The 13,183-nt window shown below is 65.2% G+C and carries 12 protein-coding genes; 4 read left to right on the plus strand and 8 right to left on the minus strand.

Features of this window, described 5'->3' with window-relative positions; all coding sequences use genetic code 11:
• Nucleotides 1–142: 142 nt before the first annotated feature.
• The 4 genes from HWY05_RS04960 to HWY05_RS04975 all read right to left on the minus strand — a co-directional run bounded on the left by HWY05_RS04960 (nucleotide 143) and on the right by HWY05_RS04975 (nucleotide 5,153).
• A complete protein-coding gene (locus HWY05_RS04960) occupies nucleotides 143–1,321 on the minus strand; it encodes an SPFH domain-containing protein (RefSeq protein WP_176057572.1) in 1,179 nt (392 codons plus the stop codon).
• Nucleotides 1,318–2,364, minus strand: coding sequence for a protease modulator HflC (locus tag HWY05_RS04965; RefSeq protein ID WP_176057573.1), 1,047 nt, complete (start codon nucleotides 2,362–2,364; stop codon nucleotides 1,318–1,320). The genes HWY05_RS04960 and HWY05_RS04965 overlap by 4 nt, the downstream gene beginning before the upstream one ends.
• A 43-nt stretch (nucleotides 2,365–2,407) precedes the next feature.
• Nucleotides 2,408–4,321 (minus strand): protease modulator HflK, encoded by a 1,914-nt coding sequence (locus HWY05_RS04970; RefSeq protein ID WP_244146492.1) that lies wholly within the window; start codon nucleotides 4,319–4,321, stop codon nucleotides 2,408–2,410.
• Nucleotides 4,322–4,424: 103 nt separating this feature from the next.
• On the minus strand, nucleotides 4,425–5,153 hold the full coding sequence (locus tag HWY05_RS04975; protein ID WP_176057574.1) for a helix-turn-helix transcriptional regulator: 729 nt from the start codon (nucleotides 5,151–5,153) through the stop codon (nucleotides 4,425–4,427).
• A 378-nt stretch (nucleotides 5,154–5,531) separates the two neighbouring features.
• Between HWY05_RS04975 and HWY05_RS04980 the strand changes: the two genes are divergently transcribed.
• Nucleotides 5,532–6,692, plus strand: a complete 1,161-nt coding sequence (locus tag HWY05_RS04980; RefSeq protein ID WP_035559054.1) for a porin — start codon at nucleotides 5,532–5,534, stop codon at nucleotides 6,690–6,692.
• A gap of 198 nt (nucleotides 6,693–6,890) precedes the next feature.
• A complete protein-coding gene (locus tag HWY05_RS04985; protein ID WP_035559057.1) occupies nucleotides 6,891–7,352 on the plus strand; it encodes a TerB family tellurite resistance protein in 462 nt (153 codons plus the stop codon).
• On the opposite strand, the gene HWY05_RS04990 is transcribed toward HWY05_RS04985, so the two are convergent.
• Entirely contained in the window at nucleotides 7,325–8,206 is an 882-nt protein-coding gene (locus HWY05_RS04990) for a LysR family transcriptional regulator (RefSeq protein WP_176057575.1), read from the minus strand. The genes HWY05_RS04985 and HWY05_RS04990 overlap by 28 nt on opposite strands.
• A 121-nt stretch (nucleotides 8,207–8,327) precedes the next feature.
• On the opposite strand from HWY05_RS04990, the gene HWY05_RS04995 reads away from it, so the two are divergent.
• A complete protein-coding gene (locus tag HWY05_RS04995; RefSeq protein ID WP_176057576.1) occupies nucleotides 8,328–9,080 on the plus strand; it encodes a TerC family protein in 753 nt (250 codons plus the stop codon).
• Nucleotides 9,081–9,134: 54 nt separating this feature from the next.
• Nucleotides 9,135–9,434, plus strand: coding sequence for a zf-TFIIB domain-containing protein (locus HWY05_RS05000; protein WP_035559067.1), 300 nt, complete (start codon nucleotides 9,135–9,137; stop codon nucleotides 9,432–9,434).
• 77 nt (nucleotides 9,435–9,511) lie between these two features.
• Here the strand turns inward: HWY05_RS05000 and HWY05_RS05005 are convergent, their stop codons facing one another.
• The 3 genes from HWY05_RS05005 to HWY05_RS05015 are packed head-to-tail and all read right to left on the minus strand — an operon-like array spanning nucleotide 9,512 to nucleotide 13,180.
• Nucleotides 9,512–10,186 (minus strand): DUF2894 domain-containing protein, encoded by a 675-nt coding sequence (locus HWY05_RS05005; RefSeq protein ID WP_244146493.1) that lies wholly within the window; start codon nucleotides 10,184–10,186, stop codon nucleotides 9,512–9,514.
• The gene (locus HWY05_RS05010; protein WP_035559073.1) at nucleotides 10,179–10,826 is read right to left on the minus strand and encodes an OmpA family protein; all 648 of its coding nucleotides are present in this window, start codon (nucleotides 10,824–10,826) and stop codon (nucleotides 10,179–10,181) included. The genes HWY05_RS05005 and HWY05_RS05010 overlap by 8 nt, the downstream gene beginning before the upstream one ends.
• Nucleotides 10,823–13,180 (minus strand): DUF802 domain-containing protein, encoded by a 2,358-nt coding sequence (locus tag HWY05_RS05015; protein WP_176057578.1) that lies wholly within the window; start codon nucleotides 13,178–13,180, stop codon nucleotides 10,823–10,825. The genes HWY05_RS05010 and HWY05_RS05015 overlap by 4 nt, the downstream gene beginning before the upstream one ends.
• Between the last annotated feature and the right edge of the window lie 3 nt (nucleotides 13,181–13,183).

The raw sequence follows: 13,183 nt of genomic DNA on the forward strand, positions 1-13,183 counted from the left end.
GGCGCGGAAGCTGGGCGATGTGGGGCGTGTGCCGCGTGCGAGTGTTCTGTGTGCGCATGTTTTGTGTGCGAATGCTCCACGTCCGCATGTCCATCACGTCCGTCACGCCCCTCCCCGCCCCTCACAGGTCCAATACTCGCGCTCATTTCGCGTTCCCCGGCAGAATCAGGTTGGACGTGTTGTGCGGATCGACCGTCGTCACGCTGGCCGCTTTCGCGAGAATCGACTGCACGCGATCCCGATACACGCGCGCCAGCAGACCCGGATCGCTATTGCTGCGCACCGGCTCTTCCAGTTGCTGAATGGTCAAGGTTTTCGCCCGCGCCGTCGCCACCCGTTCGACCGCGCTCGCTTGCGCGTTCTGCACGATCCGGTCGGCGTCCTGCTCCGAATCCTGACGGATCTTCTCGGCAGCGGTGCGCGCTTCGGCCATGCTGCGCTCGGCCACCTGCAACGACGTCAGCACCGAATTGAACGCACCAACCGCTGCAGCGGGAAACGCCGCCTCGACGTCGACACGCGCCACTTCGACACCGAGCCCCGCATGCTGCGCATCGAGTTGCCGCAGACGCCGCTCCACCTCCTGCGCGAGATCGCCGCGCAAGCGTTCGCGCTTCACGGCGAGTTGCTGATCCGCCGACAACAACTCCGGCCGCGCGACCAGAATCGCATCCAGATTCCGCTTCGCCACGACGGCCGCAGCGGACGCCGACACGATCCGTTCGAGCGCGGCATCGAGCCGGTCTTTTTGCAGCACGTACGCGTACGCGTCGACGACGCGGTAGTAAAGCGTGGCGCGCAACTGCAAAACGCCGTTGTCGCCGGTGAGCAGATAACCCGAGCCGGCGAGCGCGTCGGACAACAACGTGCCAGGCGCGGGCGCACCTTCGGGAGCGGCGTTCTCGTCCGACACAGCGGGTATGCCGCCAGGCGGCACATCCGTCGGGCCGGCCGCGCCGCTATCCGCATCGGGCAAAGCTTGCGACAGGGACGACGCGTCCGGCAAGCGGGCATCGGCATCGCGCGCGCGCGGGTCGCGTTCGAGCGATTGAATACGCTGCTCCAGCACCCGCGCGCTGCCCGGCACCAGCAACGTCGTCTCGAACGGACGCGGCCACGCGATCAGCAAGCCCGCGTCCTGCGTGCGGACAAACGCGCCGAAGCGCAGCACAACCGCGCGGCTATCCGGCGGAATACGCTGGATGTTCGAGCTTGCCCACGCGCACGCGGCCAGCACCGCCACGGCCGCGACGAACCAGAACGACAGGCGGACCGCCTGTGCGCCGGGTCCGAGCGGCGGCAAGCCGGCGTCGGTGCTCATCGCGAGGCCCTGGTTTTTTTCGCCGACGGCGCGGCCGCCGCACCTGCGCCGCTCGAGTCCTGCGGCCCCTGCACCAACGCCTGGAACGGCGCGGCGTCGGTGCGCAAGATCAGGTTCGTGTTGGCGCTGACCACGGTGTCGAGCGTGTCGAGCGAGCGCAGCATCGTGTAAAGCCGGGGATTGCCCGCGTACGTGGCGCCATAGATCGCGGCGGCGTCCTGACGCGATTGCGCTTCGATCTGCGCGGCCTTCACGTTGGCATCGGCCACCGCGAGGCGGGCGTCGCGGTCGGCATCCGAACGGATTTGCGCGGCCTCGCGATTGCCGTCCGCGGTGCGCTGCGCGGCGACCGTCTCGCGCTCCGCGCTCATCCGGCTGACCGTGGCCGCGAGTGTCACGGCGGGCAACGTCAGCCGCTCAAGGCCCACTTGCACGACGTGTACGCCGTAGGCCGAGTAAAGCTGCGCGTCGATCTGCGTGCGCAACGCGTCTTCAAACGCGGCAACGCGAACCCGCGACGGATCGGTATTGACCAGCGACGCCAGGTCGAATCCCGCCGACGTGGTCTGCAACGACGAGCCGAGCAACGAGCGAATCTGTTGCGCGGCCTCGTCGGGCCGGTTGCCCACGGCGCGCACGAAACGGCGCACGTCGTTCGGGTCGGCGGCGACGCGCCACGCCACGTAGGCCTGCACGATGATCCGCAAGCCGTCGCGCGTACCGACGTCCTGCAAACCGCTCGATGTCGTATGCAGGCGCAGGTCGACCGGCACGGCCGCTTCAATCGGCGCAGGCAGGCGCCACGCGAGTCCGGGTTCGAGCAGCACGCGCACCGGTTGCCCGAAACGCGTAATCACCGACGCCTCGCCCGCCCGCACGGAAATGAAACTCGCCACCGCGATCGCAATCGCGACGCACAGCAACGCGAGCAGCACGCGCAGATAGAACGGGCCACCCCGTTTGCTCTGCGCGTCACCGTGATCGCCATGGTGGTGGTGATGGTGATGCCCGTGACCATCCGCATGCGAATGCAACAAACTCATGAATTCACCTTGAAAACAGCCTCGCCGGCATGGGGCGCGTGCCTCAGTTGCCGCGAGGGAGGCCGGCGAGATCGCCGGCCGTGAAAGTGCGCAGATCGAGCGTCGCGCGATGATCGGCGACGAGCCGGTCGTCGATCACGGTAATGCGCGCGTTCTGCAAGCCCTGCTGCAATTTGGCCAGGTAGTACTCGAACGTGAAAGCGGGACCACCCAGGCGATACGCAACGGCTTCCGCCGAGAAATTGGTTTGCTGCACCCGCGCCGACGCCAGCGTGTCGCCTGCCCGCGCGCTCGCTTTCGCGACCTGGGTCAGCGCCTGCTGCTGCGCGGTGCCGAGCACCTGCGCGGCAAATCCGTGCGCCTGCGCGACGCTGGCTTGCGCGCGGATCTGCGCGGCCTGCACGTCGTGATAAGCCGCCGCCGCGCCCGCCGGGGGATGGACACTTTCGATCACGACCGCGACCACATCGATGCCGCTGCCGAGCCGGTCGAGTTGCGACTGAACGGCGTTGCGCACCGTTTCCGCCATTACGGTCTGGCTGGTTTCGAGCAGCGACGCCAGCGTATGCGACGCGAGGTAATGCATCACCTCGCGATTGGCGATCGACCGTACGGTGCTCTCCGGATCGACCGAGCGATACAGCGCGGCGCGCGCGGCCGCGTCGCTCAAACCGATGCGGTAATCGAGCCGCACGTCGGCGTTGACGATCTGGAAGCTCTGCTGATCGCCGCTCGCGCCGGCGATCACCTGACTCGTTTCCCACGGGTGCTGCGCGTCCCAGAGACGATTCAATTGCTCGGGCGTGGGACCGTCAGCCGCGGCAGCGGGTGCCGCGACGCTGCTGTCGTCCGCGCCGCCGGACACGATCAGTTGATGCACGGCGCCGTTGTCGACCACGCGCGTCTTGCCGAACGGCCAGGGCAAGCCGGCATGCAAGCCCGGCGACCAGACCTCGACCGGTGCGCCGAATCGTTCATACACCGCGCGCTGAGCCGGGTTCAACACGACGACCGACGTCAGCAACCAGGCGCAAACCGCCATAGCCGCGATCGTGGCGGGCAGCAGGCGCACGAAACTGCGCAGTACCCAGTTCTGCCGCAGATCGATGCCGTAGCGGTCGTGCAATTCGGCGCCGAACGACGCCAGCGGCGAGCGGCCAAAACGCAATAGCCCGGCTAGCAGGCTGGCTGGCACATGCGTCGCGCGGTCGACCGCACGCGGCATGAAAAGCCACAGCAACAGCATGCGCAACGCCATCTCGACGGCAATCGCCGCGCACAGCACGGCGGCAGCCCGCACGACCAGATCGAGCGCCCTGTGCGCGTAAATAAACCATGCCGCCGACAACGCCGCCGCGAGCGCGCACAGCAGCAACACGCGCAACATGCCGGCCAGCGACACCGCGCGCGACGCGCCCGGCCGCTCGGCGGCATGCGCGTAAAAACGTTCGGCGACGAGGGTGAGAAACGCGAGCGCCAGCGCCGCCGCGCCGCTGACGATCACGAGCGACGGCGAGACCATCGCGTGAATCAGTATCGCGGGGGCGACGGGCTTCAACGCCGTCAGCGCGAGCGCCACGGCCAGACAGCAAGCGGCAAGAACGCACCACGGTTGCCAGCGAAGCTGACGCAGCATGCCGGTGAAAGAAGGCGTGTCGGCGTCGTGCCAGACGAATTGCCGGAGGTACCTGACGCCGCGCTGCCAGGCCGGTCCTTCGACGGGCGCCGCCGCTCGGCGTGGTGGCAGCAGCCGCCAGATCGCGACGACGACTACGTTGACAAAGGCGCTCGCCAGCACGGCACACCAGCGAGGATCGACCGGCAAGCGTTTCGTCAGGCTCAACGCACCGAGCACGGCAGCGAATGCCGCCGCGACCCAGCCGAGCAGCGCGACGTCGTTACGTTCGGCCAGCCGCGCACGCATGTCGCTGTCTTCGCGTCCAGCCTGATCCGACATCTGCAATCCTTACCAATGAGTTACAAACCGGATGACGTACTGCCTCTCCGAACCAGACCGCTCTGCACCGCGAGCCGCAATTTAACGTGCCGGTAGAGGAAACTCAAGGACGGTCCTCGACGGGCACGCAACGTTCGATCGACTCCGGCGTCAGCCCCAGATGGTCCCGCAACCCCACCCAGCCTTCCTGCGTGATCTGCACGGCCCGCGAGGTATCGGCACGCCGCAACCAGCCCTTGGCACACAACAGATCGAGAAACCCCACACCGAGTGGACCGGCCAGATGATGCTGGCGCTCCGACCAGTCGAGACATTGACGCGCAATGCCGTGCCGGCCCGGCTTCACTGTGGCGATATCGAGTCCCAGCTTGCCAAACCATGCCGCGCCGGCCGGCGTGACCTCGAACCGTTTGTCGTCCGCGGCGGAAAGAAAACCGCGCTGCATCAGATGCTGCGTAATCGCCACACCGGCCTGGCCCGCCAGATGGTCGTAGCAGCAGCGCGCAAAACGCAACTTGCCCGCTTCGCGGCCGAGCGATTTGCGACGTACAACCCGTTGCGTGCCGATCGACGCGAGACTTTCAAGCGCCACGGCGACATGCGGATTCGCGAGCCGGTAGTAACGGTGACGCCCCTGCTTTTCCACGGCGAGCAGGCCGCCGTCGAGCAGCTTCGCCAGATGGCTGCTGGCCGTCTGCGCCGTGACGCCGGCCGCATAAGCGAGTTCGCCGGCAGGAAGCGCGCGGCCGTCGACCAATGCCATCAGCATCGTGGCGCGCGCGGCGTCGGCGATCAGAAAAGCGGTGGCGGACAGATTGGGCTGGGCATGCATGACGGTCTCCGGTTGTCGGATCAAGCATAGCGCGACGACATAGTCGCACGTTTCGATGCGTATCGAAGCATCCGGCCAACAATAGCGGGGATATTAATAGAAGACGCCTGCGGCCGCGCTTTCGCTCGCCAATTAGAAAGTTATCCCTTCTCCGTTATGCCGTGCCGGGAATGATGGGTCGAATGCTATTGAGTACAAGCGAGTACGAGCAAGTACATGCGGCATTACATCGAGCTTTCTTCTGCGCCTTTCGCCAATGTTCTGAATCAGCCAATACGCTTCTTTCCCGCGCCGGAACCCGTTAAGCTTCACACCTCATTGCTTTTTGACGCCACACCGCCTTCTTTTCGACCCATCATTTATTTTCATTCCAACCGTATGAAAAAGTCTTTACTCGCCGTCGCACTGTCCAGCGTCTTCACGATGTCCGCGCATGCGCAAAGCAGCGTCACGCTATACGGGCTCATCGATACGGGCCTCGTCTATACGAACAATCAACTCGGTCATAGCAACTGGCAGCAAGTGACCGGTTCGACGCAGAACACGGTGTTCGGCCTCAAGGGCTCGGAAGATCTCGGCGGCGGCTTGCATGCGATCTTCAAACTGGAGCAAGGCTTCCTGCTGAACAACGGCGCCCAGGCTTTCTCCGGCGACGGCTTCGGCTCCCAGGCATGGGTTGGTCTGCAAAGCGATCCGTACGGCACGCTGACATTCGGCCGCCAGTTCGACGTGATGAACGACCTGGTGGGACCGCTCACGGCGGAGTTCAATACGTGGGGCGGCAGCATGGCCGGGCATCCGTTCGAGAACGACAACCTCGCGGCAAACTCGGTCGTCATCAACAATTCGGTCAAATACGCGAGCCCGACTTATCGCGGCGTCACGTTCGAAACCATGTACTCGTTCAGCAACAAAGCCGGCGACTTCGCGAACAACCGTTCGTACGGATTCGGCCTCTCGTATGCGATGGGTCCCGTGAATCTGGCCGCCGGCTACCTGCAATTCAATAATGCCGGCAACGGCAGCGGCGCGACGACCGCGAGCGATACGAGCGCGAACTTCCTCGCGCAACGGCAGCGCATCTGGTCGCTCGGCGGTAACTACACGTTCGGGCCGGCCACCGTCGGGCTGGTCTGGAGCCATACGCAGATCGACAACGCGTCGGGCGTGTTCTCGTTCGGCACCGGCAGCTATCTGGGCGCGAACGACGCCTCCGCCGGCAGCCTCGCCGGGTCGCTGCGCATGGACAACTACGAAGTGAACGCGAAATACGCGCTCACACCGGCGTTGACTGTGTCCGGCGAATACACCTACACGCGCGGCGCGTATAACGGCTCGTCGCCGGGCTGGAACACCGCCATGCTGCAGACCGATTACGCGCTCAGCAAGCGCACGGACTTCTATCTGGAGGGCGTCTACCAGAACGTGCATGGTGCGCCGGCCGACTCCGTGCTCTCGCACGCAATGATCAACACGCTGTCGCCGTCGTCGACGAACTCGCAGGTGGCGGTCACGGTCGGGATGCGTCACGCGTTCTAAGCGGCTGTTCACGCGCAGGCGGTAAAAGCGGTTGCCGGGTTTCGGCCTGGCAGCCGTTTTCACTGCATCACACTGAATGAAATTGCTTCGGTGTTTCCGAACTGTCACTTCGCAATTAGCAGGTTTATCCGATTCGTCGCATCACGCAGACTGAGGTTCATCACCACAGCGGACACCGTCCGCGAAAGGAACCCGATCATGCGAACCTATCCCCGTAACAGCCCTCAAGCCGCAGCCCGTATCGTCGCGCTCGCCCTCACCGCCGACGGCCACGTCTGCAGTTCGGAGGAGCGCGCCCTCGACAGGCTCGATATAGCCGGTCAACTCGGCCTCGCCCCGGCGCAATTCGCGCAGATCGTTCAGGCGATGTGTGAAGACCACTCCGGCGCGCAGACGTCGCTCGCGCCCACGGTCGGCCCGCTCGACGAACCCATGCTCACCGAGCTGATCGCCGAAATCGACGACCCCAAGCTGCGCGCCAAGGTGATCCGCCTGTGTATTGCCGTCACGATCGCGGACAACCACCTGGCGGATGGCGAAATCGCCTTGCTCGCCGCCATTCTCAACGCGTGGGGGCCGCAACCCAACCCGCTGCTGAGCCGGCACGGCGCGCTGCTGCGCGCGCCGCGCGCTTACGAACGCACGGCGGCCAGCACCTGAGAGGCGAGCGCATGATGTTGCCCGCGCCGCGACCGGATCGCGTGGATCTCTTCGACCACGCCTTCCGCGCGGCCGAGCCAGCGCACGCCGCGCAGCAGCGTCAGGTCTTCAGCGCCCAGCTCCGCGAGCGGGAACACGCCGAGCCCGCGCGCCGCGAACACCGCCATCAACGCGCTGTCCTCGAATTCGCCGACGACGCGCGGCCGGATGCCGGCCGCCTCGAACCAGCGGTCGAGCCGCGCGCGCAACGCCGCGTGCCGCGTGGGCAGCAGCACGGGGATCTCCGCGAGACACTGCGGAAAGCCCGCGCGCGTGGCTTTGCGCACGATTTCCGCGGGACCATACCAATCGACCGGCGAGCCGACGAGACGCTGACTGAACACCCGCAGGTCGGTGTCATGCGGCGCGGGCTGACACGCGAGCACGAGATCGAGCCGATGCAGCGCGAGCTCCGACAGCAGTTGCGAATGCTCGCCCTCGTGACAGAGCAGCCTGAGCGACGGCGTGCCCAGCACCGGCGCGAGGAGCGCGTGCGCCGCGAGCTTGGAAATGCCGTCGGAGAGGCCGACCGCCAGCCGCGCCAAGCCTTCGCCGCTGGGCTCGCGCATTTCGTCGAGTAAAGCTTCGCCGATCTGGAAGATCTGCTCGGCGCGATTGAAGGCCGTTTCGCCGGCCTCGGTCATCGTGACGCCGCGCCCGGCCGGTTTCAGCAACTGGCGGCCGATCGATTTTTCCAGTTCGCGCACCTGCGCGCTGATGGTCTGGACCGCCATGTCGAGGTGCTCGGCCGCGCGCGCAAAGCCGCCCTCCTTCACGACGATCCAGAAATAGTAGAGGTGACGGTAGTTGAGCATGTCGGAAACACTTCGTAAAAACCGATGTATCGATCAGCTTATCACTGATTTATCCGAACCTCGATAACGGCGAAGATAGCTCTACCGCAACGTTTGACGCCTCCATTTTCTGACGACTCCCATGGACACTTTGCTCGTACTCTTCGCCGATCCCGCCGCATGGGCCGCGCTCCTCACGCTGGTGGTGATGGAAATCGTGCTCGGCATCGACAATCTGATCTTCATCTCGATCCTTAGCAACAAGCTGCCCGAAGCGCAACGCGCCCGCACCCAGCGGATCGGCATCATGCTCGCGCTCGTGTTGCGACTCGCTTTGCTCGGCACGGTGGCGTGGATCGCGCAATTGACCGCACCCGCGTTCGCGCTGTTCGGCCATGCGTTCTCCTGGCGCGATCTGATTCTGCTCGCCGGCGGTCTGTTCCTCGTCTGGAAGGCGACCGGCGAAATCCGGCACCACGTCACTCACGAGGACGACGTCAGCGGCAAAGCGAGTTCGACGATCCAGTTGACCGCGGCGGCTGCGATCGGCCAGATCCTCGTGCTCGATATCGTGTTCTCGGTGGACAGCATCATCACCGCGGTCGGCATGACCGAACACATGCCGATCATGTTTATCGCGGTGATTGCCGCCGTCATGGTGATGTTGTTCGCTGCACAGCCGCTGTCGCGCTTTATCGAGCGTAATCCGACCATCGTGATACTGGCGCTCAGCTTCCTGCTCGTGATCGGTATGACGCTGATCGCCGAAGGTTTCGGCTCCCACGTGCCGAAGGCTTATATCTACGTGGCGATGGCGTTCTCCGCGTTCGTCGAAGGGATGAACATGATGGTGCGCCGGGCGAAATCGAAGCAGATCGCCAGCAGCAGCGAATGATCGACCGCGTGAACCTGAGCGTTCTATGTTTTTGTACTCTTGAGGAGCGACACCATGAAATGCCCCGTCTGCAAAACCACCGACCTGCTGATGACCGAGCGCCGCTCGATCGAAATCGACTACTGCCCGGACTGCCGGGGCGTCTGGCTCGATCGCGGTGAACTCGACAAACTGATTGCGCAGGACGACGCGAATCTCGATGCGCCCGCAACGGTACGCGCGGGCCGGGACGACTATCGCGAGCGCGACAGGGATCACGCGTACGACAGCCATCGCGGGCGCGACGAGCATCGTACGGGGTATCGGGGATACAAGAAAAAGCGCTCGATCTTCGACGTGTTCGATTTCGATTGAGCGTGGGGTTCGGGGTTGCGCGTTACACGGCACGGTTGCGACGCACCGGGCGGTGCGATGCAACGCCGCAAGCGCAATCAGCGTGCTTTACCGCGAGCGCTCTTACCGGCGCTCGCTGCGCGAGGCGCGTCTTTACCCGCGGGCGGGCCACCGTTCATCTGCTCCATCCACGACAACGCGTCGACGTAAGCGAGAAACTGCTTGAGATAGCCCGGCGACAACTCGCGCATCAGCGAAAGCGAACGATGCACCAGGCTGCTCGAATTGAGCGGTCCGGCGTTACCAGGCACTTGCTCCAGCGACTGACGTAGCTGTTTCTCGGTCCGAACCTTCGACCAGATTTCCCGGAAGTGATCGAGCGCCGCCAGTTCCGGATACGACGCGGCGGTAGGCAGACCGTGGGCGACGACGCGTTGCTCGCCTTCCGTTGGCGCCTGACTGACGATGTGCCCGGTCAATTCGGCGAGCGCGCTTCGAGCGGGGCGGTCAGCGGCCGCAGTGCCGCTTTCGGCTGTTGAAGTTTCGGCCCGCTGTAAATCCGCGGCATAGGCTTCGATCAACATCGCCAGCTTCGCGTCCAGGATACGCCGCGCCGCGCCATTATGATTAGCCGCGCGACGTGCCAGCGCGTCGATGAAATGGAAGCGGATCGGGTCGAAGCGATCGGCGTGGCACGCGCGCCATGCGTCGAGCGCGGCGCTTGCCTCGCTCACCGCGTTCACCACGCCGCTCCCCCCTTCTCGCTCACTCACGCGCCTTCCCCGCCGCATTCGCCGGCCCCGGCACCGGCGCGATTTCCACCCGCCGGTTCTTCGCCCGCCCCTGATCGTCCGCGTTCGAACCCACCGGCTGCTGCGAACCGAACGCCGCCGCGAAGACCGAAGCCGCCGGCACGCCGTCATCGATCAGTGCCCGCGTCACCGTCAGCGCGCGCTGCGCCGACAGTTCCCAGTTGTCCGCAAAACGACGGTTCGCCTCGCGCACCTGCCGGTCGTCGGTAAAACCGCTCACCATCAGAATTTCGTCGCGGGCATGCAGATACGCCGTGAGCGGCCCGGCCAGGCTCTTCAACAACTCGCGGCCTTCGGGCTGCAACTGGTCGGAGTTCAGCGCGAACAACACATTGCCGCTAATGCCGATACGTCCGTTGACCAGTGTCACGCGGCCCGCCGCCAGCGGACCCGCGAGCGCCTGCTCGAGCGTCTTGCGGCGCTGCGTTTCCACCTGACGCTGCTTGACCTCCTGCTCCAGCTTGGTCGACAGTTCGAGTTGCACGCCGATGACGCCCACCAGGATCAGCACGAACGCGCCCAGCAGCACCGACATCAAATCGCCGAAAACCGGCCAGATCGGCGCGGTGGTCTCTACGCCGCCGTCGATTTCCTCGCTCATGCGGCGTCAGCTCCGGCCGAAGCGCGCTGCCCGGCGAGGTGCTGCAGATCCTCGACGATCTGCTTCTGCGACATCACGCTCAGGTCGACAACTTCCCGCGCCTGCGCCACGTAATACGCCAACTGTTCGTCACTGCGTGCAAGCGACTTGTCGAGCGCGGCTTCGATCCGCTCCAGATGCGTGACCAGCTTGTCGTTCGATTCGCCGAACACCTGCACGGCGCTGCCGAACGCTTCGCCGAGGCTCGCCACTTCGACGGCGCTGCCGCTCACCTGCGCGGCGATCTCGCCGAGCTTGCCGGTTTCGAGTTCGACCTTGTCGGTGAAGCGCGTGCCCACCCGCTCCAGCAGATCCGCCGACGTCGCGACCAGCGCGTCGACGGCCGTACGCTGTTCGGTGGACGCGTGATTCACGGCATCGAGCAGCGTCTCCAGCGTTTCGAGCAAGCGCGCGCGCTCCTGCAACATCGCGGTATCGCGGACCATGCTGTCGGACAGTTTCTGCCGCAATTCGGCGACGACTTCAGCCGCGGCTTTCGGCGCTTCCGACGCAGCCTGCACCAGTTGCCCGATCTCGGCGATCGTCTCGCTCGCGTGCGCCTGCGTCTGAGCCGACATGTCGCGCGCGGTTTGCTCCAGCGTCGCGCAGATTTCCTGCTGACGGGTCGCGGTACGCTCGCCGGCTTGCTCCCACTTCTCGCTCAATGCGACTGCCATCGAATCGAGTTTTCCGGTCCATGTGGCCAGACGTTGTTCATCTTGCGCCGCCAGTTCCGTGCGCAGATTCGCGGCGGCTTTGGGGGCTTCCGCAGCGGCATCCACGAGACGACCGATTTCGGCGATCGTTGCGCTCGCATGCGTTTGCGTTTGCGCCGCGATATCGCGCGCGGTTTGTTCCAGCGTCGTGCAGATTTGCTGCTGACGGCTCGCGGTGCGTTCGCCCGTCTGCTCCCACGTCTCGTTCAACGCAACGGCCATCGAACCGAGCTGTTCGGTCCAGGCCGCCAGCCGCTGTTCGTCCCGCGCGCCCAGCGCCGTCTGCAGATTCGCATGCGACTCGCCGACATTGGCGAGCAAAGACACCGAATGCTGCTCGAAACTCGCCGCAGCGGCCGCCAACGCCTGCCGATTGTTGTCCGCGAGCGTCTCGCCGACACGCTCCTGCCGCGACAACGCGTCGTTCCACGCCTGCGACACGCCCTGCGCGGTGGCATCCAGCCGCGCGGACACGCCGTCGAGCAGACCGGCCGAGCGTTGCTCGAACGTTTCCGTGAAGCGATCTAGCGTTGCCCGCAGATGCTCCGTCAGTTCCTCGCTCGAACGCTGATGTGCGGCCAGCGCCTTGTTCCAGATATCGGCCACGTTCACGGCCGTCGCTTCAAAACCGCTCGACAACCCGTCCAGTTGCCGCTGCACGGCGTGCGAAACGCTATCGTGCAACGCGGTGGTTTCGCGCGCGAGACCGGCCATGGTTGCTTCCATCACCGGCTGCAACGCCGCGCCGGCCGCGCGCGTGCTGTCGGCAACACTCTCCTTCAACGATTGCTCGACAGACGCGGCCAGCCGCGTATAAGCAGCCTCGGCTTTGCCATGAAACGCCTCCTGACTGGCCACCTGGCGCTCGTTCAACGCGAGGCTCTGCTGTTCGATGGCCGACATCATCGACTGCAAGCGGTCGACCAGTGCGGGCATCACATCGGCTTGCCGTTGCAGCAGCCGGAAACTCTCGTCGCGCTGATGAGCCTGCGAATAGACGCGCAAGCTGGTCGCGATCTTCAGGTCGAGCGCTTGCGCCGCCTGCAACCGTTCGCGACGGCACAGCGCGGCCAGCAGCCCGAGCATCGCGGAGGTGGACACGCCCGCGATCGACGTGCCGAATGCGAATCCCAGACCCTTCACCGGCGCGGCCAGCGAAGCGCGGATCGCTTGCAGATCGGTCGAGCTTTCCAGCGCCATGCCGGTGCCGCGCAAGGTCGCGACCATGCCGAGCAGCGTGCCGAGCATGCCCAGCAACACCAGCAGGCCGACCAGATACGGTGCGAGCGCGGGGCCGGGCAAGGCCACCCGCTCGCCTTCGACACGCAAACGCGCCGCGTTGCGCAAGCTCGGATGCAACGCGTCGAGCCAGCCGCCCAGACTCGAGGGCGGTCCGGACAGGTCCGCGACGGCGCGCGTCAATGTGCCGGTCGCCTGGTTGTAACGATGCAGTTCGAGCGAGCCCGCCAGATAGCACACGCCAATCAACAAGGTGACGGCCAGCGCCAGCGGGTTCGAGCCGAGGTAACCCACAGCGATCCAGCACACGGCGGCCAGACCGGCCAGAAACACAACGAGGTCAATACGATATCTGGACATAGT

The organism is Paraburkholderia sp. BCC1876, assembly GCF_902833695.1.
Classification (GTDB): domain Bacteria; phylum Pseudomonadota; class Gammaproteobacteria; order Burkholderiales; family Burkholderiaceae; genus Paraburkholderia.